This is a genomic window from Streptomyces sp. NPDC033165, from assembly GCF_055577965.1.
In genome coordinates this window covers 156,734-171,545 of record NZ_JBVIPK010000015.1, presented here as the reverse complement: position 1 = coordinate 171,545, position 14,812 = coordinate 156,734, and the positions used below count along the sequence as shown (strand labels likewise).

General features: G+C 69.7%; 17 protein-coding genes, 1 tRNA gene and 1 riboswitch. Of the genes, 9 read left to right on the top strand and 9 right to left on the bottom strand.

Translation table 11 applies throughout. The annotated features are described in order from the left end of the window. Positions 1–93 precede the first annotated feature (93 nt). A complete protein-coding gene (locus tag ACZ5WC_RS28560; RefSeq protein WP_468543496.1) occupies positions 94–612 on the bottom strand; it encodes a type II toxin-antitoxin system PemK/MazF family toxin in 519 nt (172 codons plus the stop codon). 184 nt (positions 613–796) lie between these two features. Between ACZ5WC_RS28560 and ACZ5WC_RS28555 the strand changes: the two genes are divergently transcribed. After that, entirely contained in the window at positions 797–1,549 is a 753-nt protein-coding gene (locus tag ACZ5WC_RS28555) for an MBL fold metallo-hydrolase (RefSeq protein WP_468543495.1), read from the top strand. Positions 1,550–1,603: 54 nt separating this feature from the next. Further along, positions 1,604–2,086 carry a GNAT family N-acetyltransferase gene (locus tag ACZ5WC_RS28550; RefSeq protein WP_468543494.1) on the top strand — a complete coding sequence of 161 codons (483 nt, stop codon included), beginning with the start codon at positions 1,604–1,606 and terminating at the stop codon, positions 2,084–2,086. 88 nt (positions 2,087–2,174) lie between these two features. On the opposite strand, the gene ACZ5WC_RS28545 is transcribed toward ACZ5WC_RS28550, so the two are convergent. Beyond that, the gene (locus ACZ5WC_RS28545; RefSeq protein WP_468543493.1) at positions 2,175–3,440 is read right to left on the bottom strand and encodes a PTS transporter subunit EIIC; all 1,266 of its coding nucleotides are present in this window, start codon (positions 3,438–3,440) and stop codon (positions 2,175–2,177) included. A 259-nt stretch (positions 3,441–3,699) separates the two neighbouring features. Beyond that, on the bottom strand, positions 3,700–4,959 hold the full coding sequence (locus tag ACZ5WC_RS28540; RefSeq protein WP_468543492.1) for a PTS transporter subunit EIIC: 1,260 nt from the start codon (positions 4,957–4,959) through the stop codon (positions 3,700–3,702). A gap of 152 nt (positions 4,960–5,111) precedes the next feature. Here ACZ5WC_RS28540 and ACZ5WC_RS28535 point away from each other — a divergent pair, with 152 nt between their 5' ends. From ACZ5WC_RS28535 to rdgB, 4 genes are all read left to right on the top strand, one after another. Then, positions 5,112–5,414: a PTS sugar transporter subunit IIB gene (locus tag ACZ5WC_RS28535; protein WP_257002259.1), complete on the top strand. Its 303-nt coding sequence runs from the start codon at positions 5,112–5,114 to the stop codon at positions 5,412–5,414. A 183-nt stretch (positions 5,415–5,597) separates the two neighbouring features. Further along, entirely contained in the window at positions 5,598–6,335 is a 738-nt protein-coding gene (gene rph, locus ACZ5WC_RS28530) for a ribonuclease PH (RefSeq protein ID WP_468543491.1), read from the top strand. Between the two features lie 123 nt (positions 6,336–6,458). Then, the gene (locus tag ACZ5WC_RS28525) at positions 6,459–6,848 is read left to right on the top strand and encodes a hypothetical protein (RefSeq protein ID WP_468543490.1); all 390 of its coding nucleotides are present in this window, start codon (positions 6,459–6,461) and stop codon (positions 6,846–6,848) included. A 43-nt stretch (positions 6,849–6,891) separates the two neighbouring features. Next, entirely contained in the window at positions 6,892–7,494 is a 603-nt protein-coding gene (gene rdgB, locus ACZ5WC_RS28520; protein ID WP_468543489.1) for an RdgB/HAM1 family non-canonical purine NTP pyrophosphatase, read from the top strand. A gap of 55 nt (positions 7,495–7,549) precedes the next feature. On the opposite strand, the gene ACZ5WC_RS28515 is transcribed toward rdgB, so the two are convergent. The 5 genes from ACZ5WC_RS28515 to bcp form a co-directional block, all read right to left on the bottom strand. After that, positions 7,550–7,634: transfer RNA gene (locus tag ACZ5WC_RS28515), tRNA-Leu, on the bottom strand. Between the two features lie 10 nt (positions 7,635–7,644). Beyond that, positions 7,645–7,875 carry an HNH endonuclease gene (locus ACZ5WC_RS28510; protein ID WP_468543507.1) on the bottom strand — a complete coding sequence of 77 codons (231 nt, stop codon included), beginning with the start codon at positions 7,873–7,875 and terminating at the stop codon, positions 7,645–7,647. Positions 7,876–8,348: 473 nt separating this feature from the next. Next, the gene (locus ACZ5WC_RS28505; protein WP_468543488.1) at positions 8,349–9,008 is read right to left on the bottom strand and encodes an HNH endonuclease signature motif containing protein; all 660 of its coding nucleotides are present in this window, start codon (positions 9,006–9,008) and stop codon (positions 8,349–8,351) included. A gap of 117 nt (positions 9,009–9,125) precedes the next feature. Next, the gene (proP, locus tag ACZ5WC_RS28500; protein WP_468543487.1) at positions 9,126–10,622 is read right to left on the bottom strand and encodes a glycine betaine/L-proline transporter ProP; all 1,497 of its coding nucleotides are present in this window, start codon (positions 10,620–10,622) and stop codon (positions 9,126–9,128) included. 141 nt (positions 10,623–10,763) lie between these two features. After that, complete coding sequence (gene bcp / locus ACZ5WC_RS28495; protein ID WP_468543486.1) at positions 10,764–11,231, bottom strand: thioredoxin-dependent thiol peroxidase; 468 nt, start codon at positions 11,229–11,231, stop codon at positions 10,764–10,766. Positions 11,232–11,372: 141 nt separating this feature from the next. Between bcp and ACZ5WC_RS28490 the strand changes: the two genes are divergently transcribed. The 3 genes from ACZ5WC_RS28490 (at position 11,373) to ACZ5WC_RS28480 (ending at position 12,581) form a co-directional block, all read left to right on the top strand. Continuing rightward, entirely contained in the window at positions 11,373–11,693 is a 321-nt protein-coding gene (locus ACZ5WC_RS28490; RefSeq protein ID WP_468543485.1) for a DUF3618 domain-containing protein, read from the top strand. A gap of 49 nt (positions 11,694–11,742) precedes the next feature. After that, positions 11,743–12,084 carry a GroES family chaperonin gene (locus ACZ5WC_RS28485; protein ID WP_030629018.1) on the top strand — a complete coding sequence of 114 codons (342 nt, stop codon included), beginning with the start codon at positions 11,743–11,745 and terminating at the stop codon, positions 12,082–12,084. Between the two features lie 75 nt (positions 12,085–12,159). After that, positions 12,160–12,223, top strand: a riboswitch (guanidine-III (ykkC-III) riboswitch). Positions 12,224–12,260: 37 nt separating this feature from the next. Further along, positions 12,261–12,581: a DMT family transporter gene (locus ACZ5WC_RS28480; RefSeq protein ID WP_468543484.1), complete on the top strand. Its 321-nt coding sequence runs from the start codon at positions 12,261–12,263 to the stop codon at positions 12,579–12,581. 43 nt (positions 12,582–12,624) lie between these two features. Here ACZ5WC_RS28480 and ACZ5WC_RS28475 read toward each other — a convergent pair whose 3' ends face one another. Next, positions 12,625–14,778 carry a transglycosylase domain-containing protein gene (locus ACZ5WC_RS28475; protein WP_468543483.1) on the bottom strand — a complete coding sequence of 718 codons (2,154 nt, stop codon included), beginning with the start codon at positions 14,776–14,778 and terminating at the stop codon, positions 12,625–12,627. Positions 14,779–14,812 lie beyond the last annotated feature (34 nt).

The following is a 14,812-nucleotide window of genomic DNA, read 5'->3' as shown; positions in this document are numbered from 1 at the left end:
CCCCCCCCCCCCCCCCCCCCCCCCCCCCCCCCCCCCCCCCCCCCCCCCCCCCCCCCCCCCCCCCCCCCCCCCCCCCCCCCCCCCCCCCGCCCCTCACCCCGCTCCCAGCCCCCGCACCCGCTCCCAGAGCTCCGGGTCCACCGCGCCCACCCTCCGCCGGAACCCGGCGATCCGCACCTCGCGCAGCTCATCCGTCTCCAGGAAGCTCCGCCGCCCCCGCGCATCCCCCACCGTCCCCGCGGGCAGCGCGATCACCCCGGGCCGCTCCTCGTGATGCTTGCTGGTGATCTTGGCGACGAGCGCCGTACGCCGCCGCCCCCGGCCCCGTACGGAGAGGACCAGGCACGGCCGGTCCTTGGACCCGGGCCCGTCCTCGTACGGCACATCGGCCCACCACACCTCACCCGCCCGCGGCGTACGCCCGTCCCCGCGCCCCACCGGGCCCGACGGGCCCGAAGGCTTCCCGGGCGGCCGGGTCCGAGCCGTCGCCCCCGGCTGCCGGGGCCGCCGTGTGCGGGGCCCGCGGTCCGAGCGCCCCCGCCCGTCCACCACGGCCGCGACGAGCGCGAGCAGAACCACGGCGACCAGCGTCACCCACCAGAACGTGTCCATCCCCCGACCGTACCGGCGGGCCCGCTTCCATCGAACCGGTGACAGAGCAGGTGAGTTCCCCCACAACGGCAGGCAGCGAAGGAGCGACGCGGAGTTTCGCGCCTTACGCTCGACGAACCGCAAAACGTTCCCGCAGAACCCGCACGAACCCTCCCCGTTCCCACGTATCGGAGGTTCACGCTCCATGAAGCTCACCGTCGTCGGCTGCTCCGGCTCGTTCCCGTCCACGGGTTCGGCATGCTCGAGCTACCTCGTAGAGGCCGACGGCTTCCGGCTGCTCCTCGACATGGGCAACGGCGCCCTCGGCGAGTTGCAGCGCCACGTCGGTCTCTACGACCTCGACGCGATCTTCCTCAGCCACCTCCACGCCGACCACTGCATCGACATGTGCGCGTACTTCGTCGTGCGCTACTACCGCCACGACGGCGCCCGCCCCGTCCCCCTTCCGGTCTACGGACCCGAGGGAACCGAGCAGCGGCTGACCGCCGCCCACGGCGACACCCCCTCGGACCGGGCGATGAGCGAGGTCTTCGACTTCCACACCCTGAAGTCCGGCTCCTTCGAGATCGGGCCCTTCTCGGTCCGCACGGAGAAGCTCTGCCACCCCGTCGACACCTTCGGCATCCGGATCGAGCACGGCGGCTCCACCCTCGCCTACTCCGGCGACACGGGGACCTGCGGGGCGCTGGAGGACCTGGCCCGGGACGCGGACCTGTTCCTGTGCGAGGCGTCGTTCGTCGACGGCAAGGAGGACATCCCCGACCTGCACCTCAACGGCCGCGAGGCAGGCGAGGCGGCGGCCCGCGCCGACGTCCGCCGGCTCGTCCTCACCCACATCCCTCCGTGGACCGACGCCGACCGCAACCTCGCCGACGCCCGTGCCGTCTACCCGGGCCCGGTCGAACTGGCCGTACCGGGCGCGGTGTACGAGCTCTGAGGGCGGGCGCCCGGAATCCGCGGCAGCCCCGGACCCGCTCTGCGAGACTGCCCCATGATCACCATCAGACCCGCCCGCGATGCCGACCTCGCCGGCTTCCTGACCCTCGCGTCCCAGGTCGAGCACTGGTTCGGGCCGATGGTGGCGGAACCGGGCTTCCACCGGGCGGTGAACGACCACATCCGTGACGGGGCGGCCCTGGTCGCCGAGTCCGCCACCGCAGCCGGCATCCTCGGCGGCCTCCTGTTCGGCGCCGCGCCGCCCACCTACCACGTGCACTGGCTCGTCACCTCCGAGCACTGCCGGGGCGCGGGCGTGGGCCGCCTGCTGATGGCCGAGGCGCTCCGCCGGTACGTCACCGGGCCCGGGACCGTCGAGGTGGTCACCTTCGGCCCCGACCACCCCGGGGCCGTCGACAGCGGGGCCCGCGTCTTCTACGAGAAGCTGGGCTTCGGGCCCGGCGAGCCGACCGACCCCGGCCCGGAGGGCGGCTCCCGCCAGATCTACCGCCTGCCCGTGCCCGTACGCCTGGTGTGAGGCGACCGTACGGCAGGTACGGCGAAGCCCCCGCCCCCGAAAGAGATCTTCGGGGAGCGGGGGCTTCGTCGTACGGGCGTGGCGGAGGCTACTTCGCCTCGGCCTTCTGCAGCTCGGCGAGCTCCTCGTCCGACTCCCGGCCCGGGGTCGGGAGGTTGAACTTGATGATCGCGAAGCGGAAGACCACGTAGTAGACCACCGCGAAGCAGAGGCCGACCAGGACCAGCATCCAGGGCTTCGACGCGATGCCCAGGTTCAGCAGGAAGTCGACCAGACCGGCCGAGAAGCCGAAGCCGTCCTTCATGCCGAGCGCCCAGGTCAGGGCCATCGACACACCGGTCAGCACCGCGTGGATCGCGTACAGCACCGGGGCGATGAACATGAACGTGAACTCGATCGGCTCGGTCACACCGGTGACGAACGAGGTCAGCGCGAGGGAGAACATCATGCCGCCGACGACCTTGCGGCGCTCGGGGCGGGCGCAGTGGACGATCGCGAGGCAGGCCGCCGGGAGGGCGAACATCATGATCGGGAAGAAGCCGGTCATGAACTGTCCGGCCGAGGGGTCGCCCTCCAGGAAGCGGGCGATGTCGCCGTGCTTGCCGTTGTACTCGCCCGCCTGGAACCACGGGAAGGAGTTCAGCAGGTGGTGCATGCCGACCGGGATCAGAGCGCGGTTGGCGACACCGAAGATGCCCGCGCCGACGGCGCCGGAGCCGACGAGCCACTCGCCGAAGTTGTGCAGACCGGCACCGAGGACCGGCCAGATCAGACCGAAGACGATACCGACGACGAGACCCGCGAAGGCGGAGAGGATCGGGACCAGACGGCGGCCGCTGAAGAAGCCCGCCCAGTCGGGCAGCTTCGTCCGGTAGAACTTCTGGTAGAGCAGGGCCACGATGATGCCCATCACGACACCGCCGAGGACACCGGCGTTGACGGGCGCGTCGTTCATCACGATCTTGCCGTCGACGACGCTGGCGACCTGCGGCAGGTTGCTGTCCGTGAAGGTGGCGAGCACGTTCTTGAAGACCAGGTAGCCCGTGACGGCCGCCAGGGCGGTGGAGCCGTCCGACTTCTTCGCGAAGCCGATCGCGATGCCGACGGCGAACAGCAGCGCCATGTTGTCGAGGAGCGCGCCGCCGCCCGCGGCCATGTAGCCGGCGAGCTTCGTGACGAAGGCCGGGAACGATTCGCGGCCCAGCATGTCGTCATTGCCGAGGCGGACCAGGAGCGCGGCGGCCGGCAGCACGGCGACCGGCAGCATGAGGCTGCGGCCGATGCGCTGCATGACGGCCATCACGCCGGCGCCCTTCTTCTTCTCGGCCGCGGGTGCGGTCTCAGCCGTGGTCATCAACTTCCTCCATGGGGCACAGTGCCGCCCAGGTGATGGATGCGGGGAGGCGGCGACTCGGCAGACGGCGGCAGACAGCCGTGGTCTGGACCACTCAGTGGTGTAGACCAGTTTTAGCACGGTGAGGGTTAGATAAGGAACCTGCAATTCCCTACTTATTCGCAGTAGCAGATCCGGCACTATCGGTGACATGCCGAAGGCCCCCGGACCGGCTGGTCCGAGGGCCTTCGGCGGCCGGGGTCAAAGCCCCGGTGTGCTGCTACTTCGTCAGATCCCTCTCGATCTCCTTCTCGATCTCCTCCGGTTCGCGCCCCGGAGTCTTGAGGTCGAACTTGGTGATCGCGAAGCGGAAGACCACGTAGTAGATCACCGCGAAGCACGCGCCGATCGGGATGATCAGCCATGGTTTCGTATCGAGATGCCAGTTGACGACGTAGTCGATCAACCCGGCCGAGAAGCTGAACCCCGCATGCACCCCCAGCAGCCAGGTGATGCCCATCGAGGCCCCGGTGAGCACCGCGTGCACGCCGTACAGCAGCGGTGCGACGAACATGAACGAGAACTCGATCGGCTCGGTCACCCCCGTCACGAACGAGGTCAGCGCCACCGACACCATCAGACCCCCCACTTCCTTGCGGCGCTCCGGCCGTGCGGTGTGGGTGATGGCCAGGGCGGCGGCGGGCAGACCGAACATCATGATCGGGAAGAAGCCCGAGGTGAACTGCCCGGCCGACGGGTCCTGGGCGAAGAAGCGGGAGATGTCGCCCTGTACGGTCTGGCCGTCCGCCCCGGTGAACTCGCCCGCCTGGAACCAGAAGAACGTGTTCAGGAACTGGTGCATGCCGACCGGGATCAGCAGCCGGTTCGCGAAGCCGAAGATCGCCGCACCCCACGAGCCGAGGTTGATCAGCCGCTCGGAGAACCAGGTCAGGCCGTCGCCCACCGGCTGCCACAGCAGTCCGAACAGGACGCCGAGGATCACGCACAGGAACGCCATCAGGATCGGCACCAGGCGCCGCCCGTTGAAGAACCCGAGCCAGTCCACCAGCTTGGTCCGGTGGTAGCGCTGCCAGACGACCGCGGTCAGCAGGCCGATGATGATGCCGCCGAGCACTCCGGGGTTCTGCGGCTCGCCCAGGGGCAGATCGTCCGTCACGGTGCCGTCGATGGGGAACGCCCCGAGGACGCCCCGGTAGACCAGGAAACCCACCACGGCCGCCAGCGCGGTGGAACCGTCCGCCTTCTTCGCGAAGCCGATGGCCACGCCGATGCAGAAGAGCAGGGGGAGGCCGAGCTTGCCGTCCAGGATCGCGGTGCCGCCGTTGAGCAGCACCAGGGACGTCTTGTCCCAGAAGGCCCCGTGCAGATAGGAGGCGAAGAGGTTGCCGAGGCTGACGAGCAGGCCCGCCGCCGGGAGGACGGCCACCGGGAGCTGGAGGCTCCGCCCGACCTTCTGGAGGCCCTGGACCGGTCCGTTCCACCATTTTCGCTGCGGTGCCGCAGCGGCGCTCGAACTCATGGGCGTCCTCCCGGAACACATCGCGTTTGGCGGTCGTTGCAAACTGGTGTAGACCAGTTGCGTCACGGTCCGGGCCCCGCCCGGAGGCAGGGGACCGGTGATCGTCATCTTTGGGGATCGTCCGGTCACCCGCCCGCGAAGTTGGGCCAACCGTGCGTTACCGTGACGAAACGGACCCGCAGCGGGCGGCCGTCTGCGCGCGAAGAACCAGGGAGAAGGACATGGCCACCAAGGCTGAGAAGATCGTCGCCGGGCTCGGCGGTATCGACAACATCGACGAGGTCGAAGGCTGCATCACCCGCCTCCGCACCGAGGTCCACGACCCCAGCAAGGTCGACGAAGCCGCCCTGAAGGCCGCCGGCGCCCACGGCGTCGTCAAGATGGGCACCGCGATCCAGGTCGTCATCGGCACCGACGCCGACCCCATCGCCGCCGACATCGAAGACATGATGTGACCGACTGACCCTCGACGGCGCACGCCGCCCCGACGGCCCGGCTCCGCACCCCGCAGGCCCCGCACCCACGTGACTCGGTGCGGGGCCCGCGCCGTACCGGGCCCCACACGCCGACGCGTCCCCCGTACGGCCGCCGACCGCACCCGAACGGAGCCACCCGCGTCAGCGGATAAAGTCGAGCCCATGTCTCGCATCGACGGCCGCACCCCCGAACAGCTCCGCCCCGTCACCATCGAACGCGGCTGGAGCAAGCACGCCGAAGGCTCAGTCCTCATCTCCTTCGGCGACACCAAGGTCTTCTGCACCGCCTCCGTCACCGAAGGCGTCCCCCGCTGGCGCAAGGGCAGCGGCGAGGGCTGGGTCACCGCCGAGTACTCCATGCTGCCCCGCTCCACCAACACCCGCGGCGACCGCGAAGCCGTACGCGGCAAGATCGGCGGCCGCACCCACGAGATCAGCCGCCTGATCGGCCGCTCCCTGCGCGCCGTCATCGACTACAAGGCCCTCGGCGAGAACACCATCGTCCTGGACTGCGACGTCCTCCAGGCCGACGGCGGCACCCGCACCGCCGCCATCACCGGCGCCTACGTGGCCCTCGCCGACGCCGTCACCTGGGCCCAGGGCAAGAAGATCGTCAAGGCCGGACGCAAGCCCCTCACCGACACCGTCGCCGCCATCAGCGTCGGCATCGTCGACGGCACCCCGCTCCTCGACCTCTGCTACGAGGAGGACGTCCGCGCCGAGACCGACATGAACGTCGTCTGCACCGGCGACGGCCGCTTCGTCGAGGTCCAGGGCACCGCGGAGGGCGCGCCCTTCGACCGCAAGGAACTCGGCGCCCTCCTCGACCTCGCCACGGCGGGCTGCGTGGACCTCGCCACGCTCCAGCGCGATGCACTCGCCAGCACGCAGGACGCGTAACGACCCGCCCCTCCCGGGTAAAGAAGCAACCAAATACGCACCACAGAGCGTCGTTACCGGCACGGACGCACGGGTCGAACCGTGCGTCCGTCCACGTAACGATCCCCGGGGAGGGACTCCACCATGGCTTCGCGCCGCCACCAACGCCTCGCACTCGCCACCGCCGCCACGCTGCTGACGCTGACCGCGGCCGTGGGCTGCGCCGGACTCGACAAGGCGCTCGACTGCGTACGCACCGCCGACGCCATCGCCACCAGCGTCGGCAACCTCCAGAACGCCGTCTCCAGCGCCTCCGAGGACATCACCCAGGCAACCGAGGCCCTGGACGACATCGACCGCGAACTCAAGAACCTGAACGACACCACGGACGACGCCGACCTCTCCAAGGCGGTCGACGACCTCCAGGCGGGCGTCACCAACGTGCGCGAGTCCATCGAGAAGGGCGACGCCACCCCCGACATCACCCCGGTGACGGAGGCGGCCACGGAGATCGGCAAGGTCTGCACGCCGTAGGGGGAGCGGCCGCGGACCGACGGAGACCGGCGACAATGGGCCCATGACGCGCCTGATCCTCGCCACCCGCAACGCCGGGAAAATCACCGAACTCCACGCCATCCTCGCCGACGCGGGACTCGACCTCGACCTCGTCGGCGCGGACGCGTACCCCGACATCCCCGACGTCAAGGAAACCGGCGTCACCTTCGCCGAGAACGCGCTCCTCAAGGCCCACGCCCTGGCCCGCGCCACCGGCCTCCCCGCCGTCGCCGACGACTCCGGCCTCTGCGTCGACGTCCTCGGCGGCGCCCCCGGCATCTTCTCGGCCCGCTGGTCCGGCACCCACGGCGACGACAAGGCCAACCTGAACCTGCTCCTGGCCCAGCTCGGCGACATCGCGGACACCCACCGCGCCGCCCACTTCGCCTGCGCCGCCGCCCTCGCCCTCCCCGACGGCACGGAACGCGTGGTCGAGGGCCGCCTGAACGGCACCCTGCGCCACGCCCCGTCCGGTACGAACGGCTTCGGCTACGACCCGATCCTCCAGCCGGAGGGCGAGACCCGCACGTGCGCGGAGCTGACGCCGGCGGAGAAGAACGCGATCAGCCACCGCGGCAAGGCGTTCCGGGCGTTGGTGCCGGTGGTGCGGGAGTTGGTGGGGTAGACCGGGACGGAAAACGGCCTGCGCATCGGTTCTTCGATTCGCAGGCCATTCTCGGTGCGGCGGAAGGGATTCGAACCCTCAAGCCGTTTCACGGGCCACAGATCCTAAGTCTGCTGTGTCGCCAGTTGCACCACCGCCGCCAGACGCATGTCATCGTACCGGGCGAGGTGGCCGGGGCGGCGTGCGAGTTCCCTGGCGTGGGATTCCCCGGGCGCCTCCTCGGCACCAGGTGCTGGTGACGGCATGGCAGTTCGGACACAGCAACCGGAGGTTCTCGGTGCGGTCGTCGCTCCAGTCGCCGTTGATGTGGTCGATCTCCAGAGTGATCGGCGATCCGCGCCAGACCGGCTTGGTTCCGCACTCGTCGCACTGCTCGGCCACCCCGATCTCGCGCAAGACCCGACGTAGCAACACAGTCTTCGTGCGATGTCTGCCGTCGTGCCTAACCAACACTTCCTCGGGGCGTCTGGCGGGAGTCGGGCCCGGCCTGCCACGTTGGTGTGCCTGGCCGAGGAAGTGCGAGGTCGACAGGCCCTCTTCCGCGATCCACTGTCGCAAAAGGTTTCGCTGGTGCCCGTTCGCGGGGCGTCCGAGTTTGCGGAGCAGCTCCGCGATGGAGCGTGAAGCTGCCACAGCCTCACGGAGTGTGTCCCGTGAGGGACGTGAGGCAACGGTGTGTGAACCGCGGTGCCTGAAGTGGGAGACATCGATGCCGAAGTGGGCGAACCGCCTCAGTAGATGGCGTTGGAGCTGCGCGTAGGGACGAGTGCCCAGGAACGTGATGACCTCGTCGATGTCCGAGCAACGTTCTGCGGCCTCGACCAGCCGCTCGCGGGTGTGGTGCTGTCGCTGGTTCACCGGCTGCCGCCATGCCTGGCGCGGCGGCCTTTGGCCCGGCCGCGGTAGGTGTCGGTCGCCGAGTGACAGTTGGGGCAGAGGAGCCGTAAATTCTCCAGGCGGTTGTCGCTCCACCTGCCGTTGATGTGGTCCACCTCCAACGGAAGCGGACGACCGCGCCAGAGCGGTTCCGTGCCGTGGAGGGCACAGCGTTCCGCCACCCCGAGCGCGGCCATGGCGGGCTTGAGGCGAGAGCTGGGGGTGCGGCGAGGGTGTGGTGAGCGGTCTTCCACCAGCAGGTTCTCAGGCGACAGGCGACGTTTCTTCGTCCCGGCACGCGACGGCTGGGCGAAGTGTGAGGTATCGATGCCGTACGCCTTGATGCGTCTGCTGATGTTGCTGTGGTGGCCCCCCACGGTCTCCAGGCCGAGACGCCGCAGCACCTCATAGACGCTTGTCGACACGGCGACCACGGGCTCAAGGACCTCTTTCGTCCAGCGAGCGCCCTCGCGCTCGAAGTGCTCCGTGGCTATGCCCATCCTCCTCATGCGGTCACGGACGTACCGCCGCGTCGGACTCTTCGGATCCACCCCCAACTTCGTCAGCGCCTCCGAGAGCGTCCGCGACGACCCCGCCGCCTCCGCCAGCCGCTCCCGTGTGTACGGGCTGCTCCCCATGTCCCCCTCCGTCTCCGGCCGCACGTTCGCAGCCTCGTACGGAGTAACGAACCGTTTATCGGATGGTTACGTCCGAAATCCGGATGAGGTGCACGGAGAGGGCGAAGGCAACAGGTCTCAGAACCTCGGCTCCGGCGCCTGCGCATGCACCAGCTCCGCCGCCTCCTCCTCCGTCTCCACCGACGGCGGGGACCCGATCAGCGGCTTCTGGGCGGTCTCCTTCATGCAGGCCACCGCGATCACCCCGACCAGCGCCGCCGCCATCGCGTAGTACGCGGGCATCAGGTTGGAGCCGGTCCAGCTGATCAGGGCCGTGATCACCAGCGGCGTCGTGCCGCCGAAGAGCGACGCGGACAGGTTGTAGCCGACCGACAGGGACCCGTAGCGGACGTTCGTCGGGAACAGGGCCGGCAGCGCCGCCGACATCGTGCCGAGCATGCAGACCAGGGAGAGGCCCAGCAGCAGCATGCCGACCGTGATCGGGAAGATGCCGTCCACCCGGATCAGGAGGAAGGCCGGGAGCGAGAGGAAGAGGAAGCCCAGCATCCCGGTCATCAGCAGCGGCTTGCGGCCGAAGTGGTCGGAGGCCCTGCCGATCTGGCTGATGACCGCCATCAGCAGCACCATCACCGCCAGCAGGATCAGCAGCCCGTGGGTCTCGCTGTAGCCGAGCTCGTCGGAGAGGTACGTCGGCATGTACGACAGCAGCATGTAGTCGGTGACGTTGTACGCGCCGACCAGGCAGATGCAGAGGATCAGGGTCCGCCAGTACTGCCGGAAGATCTTGGCCAGGTCGCCCTTGGCCGTCGTCTCGACGCCGTCCGCCGCCTCGCTCGCGTGCGCCGTGCCGCCCTCCAGCTTCTGGAAGGCCGGGGTCTCGTCCAGGCGCAGGCGCAGGTAGAGGCCGACCAGGCCCAGCGGGCCCGCGACGAGGAAGGGGATGCGCCAGCCCCAGGTTTCCATCTGTGCGTCGCTCAGAAGGGCGTACAGGGCCGTTACGAGGCCCGCCGCGCAGACGTAGCCCGCCAGGGTGCCGAACTCCAGGAAGCTGCCGAAGAAGCCGCGGCGCTTGTCGGGTGCGTACTCGGCGATGAACGTGGACGCACCGCCGTACTCACCGCCCGTCGAGAAGCCCTGGAGCATCCGGAAGAAGATCAGCAGGACCGCGGCCCAGACCCCGATCGTCTCGTGCGAGGGGATGAGGCCGATGGCGAACGTGCCGACCGCCATCAGGATCATCGTCAGTGCGAGGACCTTCTTGCGGCCGATCTTGTCGCCCATCGGGCCGAAGAACATGCCGCCGAGCGGGCGTACGAGGAAGGCCACCGCGAAGGTCGCGAAGGAGGAGAGGAGCTGCGTGGTCTCGTTCCCGGACGGGAAGAACACGTGCCCGATGGTGACGGCCAGGTAGGAGTAGATGCCGAAGTCGAACCACTCCATGGCGTTGCCCAGCGAGGCGGCCTTCACGGCCCGCTTGACCGCGGCGTCGTCGGTGACCGTGATGTCGGTCCGGCGCAGCCGCGGATTCCGGCGCTTCCGGATGGCCCGGAAGAGCGTGGGGTGGCGTTTGACCGCTGCTGGGTCGGCCGCCTGGTGGGGGTCGGGGGCCGCCATGGCCGGAGTCCTTTCCTCGGAGGGTGTTCCAGGAAAGGCTTCTGCGCGGTCATGGCGGCCGCAAACCGGCTTGGCGAGCCGGTGTGATCTCCCTCACGCCGCCCGGCGTGCGATTCCGGCGCGCCGGACGTCGGGAGGGGCTCAGATCCCGAGGTCCCTGATGATCTTGGCTACATGGCCCGTCGCCTTGACGTTGTAGAACGCGTGCTCGACCTTTCCGTCCTCGTCGACGACGACGGTGGACCGGATCACACCCGTCACCACTTTGCCGTAGAGCTTCTTCTCGCCGAAGGCGCCGTACGCCGTCAGGGTCTCCTTGGCGGGGTCGCCCACCAGAGTGACCTTGAGGTCTTCCGCCTCGCGGAACTTCGCGAGCTTCTCCGGCTTGTCGGGGGAGACGCCGATGACGTCGTACCCGGCGTTCGCGAGCAGGTCGAGGTTGTCCGTGAAGTCGCAGGCCTGCTTGGTGCATCCGGGGGTGAGCGCGGCCGGGTAGAAGTAGACGATGACCTTGCGGCCCTTGTGGTCCGCGAGCGATACGTCGTTGCCGTCGGCGTCGGGAAGGGTGAAGGCGGGAGCGGTGTCGCCGGGCTTCAGTCGCTCGCTCATGGGTTCTCCTCGGGTGGCGCATGGGTCGGACGGGACCGAGCGTAATAGGGGTGCCGTCGGGTATGCGGAGGTTCGAGCTGACAGACTGTCGACGAAGGTTCAGATGAAGGTTGACCGGACGACGACCACGGAGGCGGCGCAGTGTCGGATGCCAGGACCCCTGCGCAGATCGAGGCGGACATCATCAGCAGGCGGGAGCAGCTCGCTGTGGTGCTCGACGAGATCGGGGTGCGGGTACACCCGAAGACGATCATCGGTGACGCGAAGGCGAAGGCGGCCGAGTCCGTGGACCGTACGGTCGGCCGGGCTTTCGTCGCGGTGAACCGCTCGGTGTCGGATGTGAAGGCGCAGTTCGTCGCGGAGGACGGCTCGCCGCGGCTGGAGCGGGTGATTCCCGCGGCACTGCTGGTGGTGGGGGTGGTGGGGCTGCTCACCGCGTCGAGGAAGCGCCGCAGCGCGTGATCCGTACCCGGAGGCGTACGGTCCGGGGCGCGGCAGGTAGGTTGCGGGCGTGAGCGAGAACACCCACGACGACAAGCTGCCCATCCGGATGCTGCACGACCGGGTGCTGGTACGGAACGACACGTCCGAGGGGGAGCGCCGTTCCGGCGGCGGCATCCTGATCCCGGCGACGGCCGCGGTGGGCCGGCGCCTCGCCTGGGCCGTGGTGGTCGCGGTCGGGCAGAACGTGCGGACGGTCGAGCCCGGTGACCGCGTGCTGTACGACCCCGAGGACCGTGCCGAGGTCGAGGTGCGGGGCGTGGCGTACGTCCTGATGCGGGAGCGCGATCTGCATGCGGTGGCCGCCGACCGGTTCGAGGGGTCGGTGGATTCGACCGGGCTGTATCTGTAGGCGTCCCGGAGAGAGGCACTCCAGGAGAGTGCGGGGAAGGGTCTGGTGACCGGTGTCACCGGGCCCTTCCCCTCTTTCTTGCTACGGTGGAAGCACCCCGACGAGACGCGCCGTACCGGGTTGGCAAAGACGACGCACCCGTTCTGTTCGCGTGGTTGTCGTCGGAGGTTCCTGTCATGGCGTGGGTTCTGTTGACCATCGCCGGTCTGCTCGAAGTGGGCTGGTCGATCGGGATGAAGTACACCGAGGGGTTCACCCGGCTGTGGCCGAGCGTGTTCACGGGGCTCGGGATCGTGGCGAGCATGGTGCTGCTGTCGCATGCGGCGAAGACGCTGCCGATCGGTACGGCGTACGGCGTGTGGGTCGGCATCGGCGCGGCCGGTGCGGCGATCCTGGGCATGGTCGTGCTGAACGAGCCGGTGACCGCGGCCCGGATCTTCTTCGTGTGTCTGCTGCTGGTGGCCGTGGTGGGTCTGAAGGCGACCTCGGGGCACTGAGCCTCGGGGCACTGAGGCCGTGGGGCGCTGGGTCCCTGCCGTATCACCCGGTGTCCGTGGGGGCGTCGGAGCGGGCGGCCGACGGCGGGCCGGACGGGTCCGTGCCGCTGCCGGGGTCCTCGTCGAGGTCGGGTTCGTCCACCTCGTCGGAGCCCGGGGCCGTCTCCAGGTCGAACTCCCTGGCCGGGGAGGAGCGCAGTGCCGCTTCCGTGTAGGCGGCCCAGGTCTCGGCGGGGACGCCGCCGCCGTTGACGCGGGACAGGCCGAGGGCTCCGTACAGCGGGGTCTGGGCGCCGGTGTCCGGGTTCTGGCCCATCACGGCGACGACGGTCGCGAGGTCGGGGGTGTACCCGGCGAACCAGGCGGCCCGGTCCTCCTCGGCGGTGCCGGTCTTGCCCACCGCGGGGCGGCCCACCGCCTGGGCGGCGGTGCCGGTGCCGCCCTCCACGACGCTGCGCAGGACCGCGGTGGTCGTGTCGGCGGCCTCGCGGCTGACGGCCTGTTCGGTCGTGCGCTCGGGCAGTTCGATCTCGGCGCCGCCCTTGGTGACCTTGTCGACGAGGACGTACGGGCCGCGCCGGCCGTGGTCGGCGAGGGTGGCGTACGCCTGGGCCATGTCCAGGACGCTGGCGTTGGCGGTGCCGAGGGCGATGGAGGGGGAGGCGGTGAGGTCGGGGGTCTTCGCGGGGATGCCGAGGGCGACGGCGGTGTCCCGCACCCTGCCGGGGCCGACGTCCTGTGCCATCTGCGCGTAGACGGAGTTGACGGACTTGTCGGTGGCGGTGCGTACGGTGATGGAGCCGTAGTCGACGTCGTCCTCGTTGGCGGGCGCGTAGTCGGTGGCGCCCTGCGGTCCGGTGACGGGGCGTTTGTTGGAGCCGTCGTAGACGGTGTTGGGGGTGATGGGCCGGCCGTCGCCGGTCGTGGAGCCGTTGACGAGGGCGGAGGTGAGGACGAACGGCTTGAAGATGGAGCCGACCTGGTAGTCGCGGCGGGTCGCGTTGCTGACGTACTGCTCGGTGTAGTCGATGCCGCCGTACAGGGCGACGACCGCCCCGGTCTCGGGGACGATCGAGGCCCCGCCGACGCGGATGTTGCGGTCGATCTCGCGCTCGTCGCTGGTCTTGGCCATCACGTTCGTGTCGACGGCCTGGACGAAGGCGTCCTGTTTGGCCTTGTCGAGGGTGGTGGTGATGCGGTAGCCGCCGGTGGCGAGGGTCTCCTCGTCGAGGATGCCGTGCCGGCTCAGGTAGTCCTCGACGGCCTGCACGATGTAGCCGCGCTGTCCGGAGAGCCCGGTCGGGGGCCGGGCCTCGCCGGGTGCGGGGAACCGGGTCGTCGCCCGTTCGGCCGCGTCGAGCCAGTGTTCCTTGACCATGCCGTCCAGGACGTAGTTCCAGCGGCGTAGCACGGCCGGCTCGTTGTCGGGGTGGGCGACGACGTCGTACGCGCTGGGGGCGTTGAGCAGGGTGGCGAGGTAGGCGCCCTCGGCGGTGGTGAGGTCCTCGACGTTCTTGCCGTAGTAGGCCTGGGCGGCGGCCTGGATGCCGTAGGCGTTACGGCCGAAGTAGCTGGTGTTGAGGTAGCCCTCAAGGATCTGGTCCTTGCTCTCCTCGCGGTTGAGCTTGACCGCGATGAAGAGCTCCTTGGCCTTGCGGACGACGGTCCGTTCCTGGCCGAGGTAGTAGTTCTTGACGTACTGCTGGGTGATGGTGGAGCCGCCCTGCTTGCCCTTGCCGGTCACGGTGTTCCAGCCCGCCCGGAGCAGCGCCTTGACGTCCACGGCGGGCTGGGAGTGGAAGTCGCGGTCCTCGGCGGCCAGTACGGCCTGCTGGACGGTGAGGGGGACCTGGGAGAGCTTCACCTTCTCCCGGTTGACGTCGCCGTCGCGGACGATGACGCTGCCGTCGTTGTAGAGGTAGACGTTGGACTGGGCGGTGGCGGCGGCGTTGGCGGCCGGGATGTCGACGAGGTGGTATCCGGCGATGAGCCCGCCGCCGAGGAGGAGGGCCAGGCCCAGCGCGGTGCCGAGGGCCATCCGCCAGGTGGGGAGGGCGCGCCGCCAGCCGGTGCGCCGGGGCCGTTTCGGGTGACCCTTGCGCGGTGTCCTTCCCGGCTTCCGCGGGCGGTCGCCTCCGGGTGCGGCCATCGCGCCCGAGGGGTCGCGGGGGGCCCAGTTCTGCGGCTCGTCGCTCATATCGGTGAGGGCTCCTCGGGCGTGGGCAGTTCTT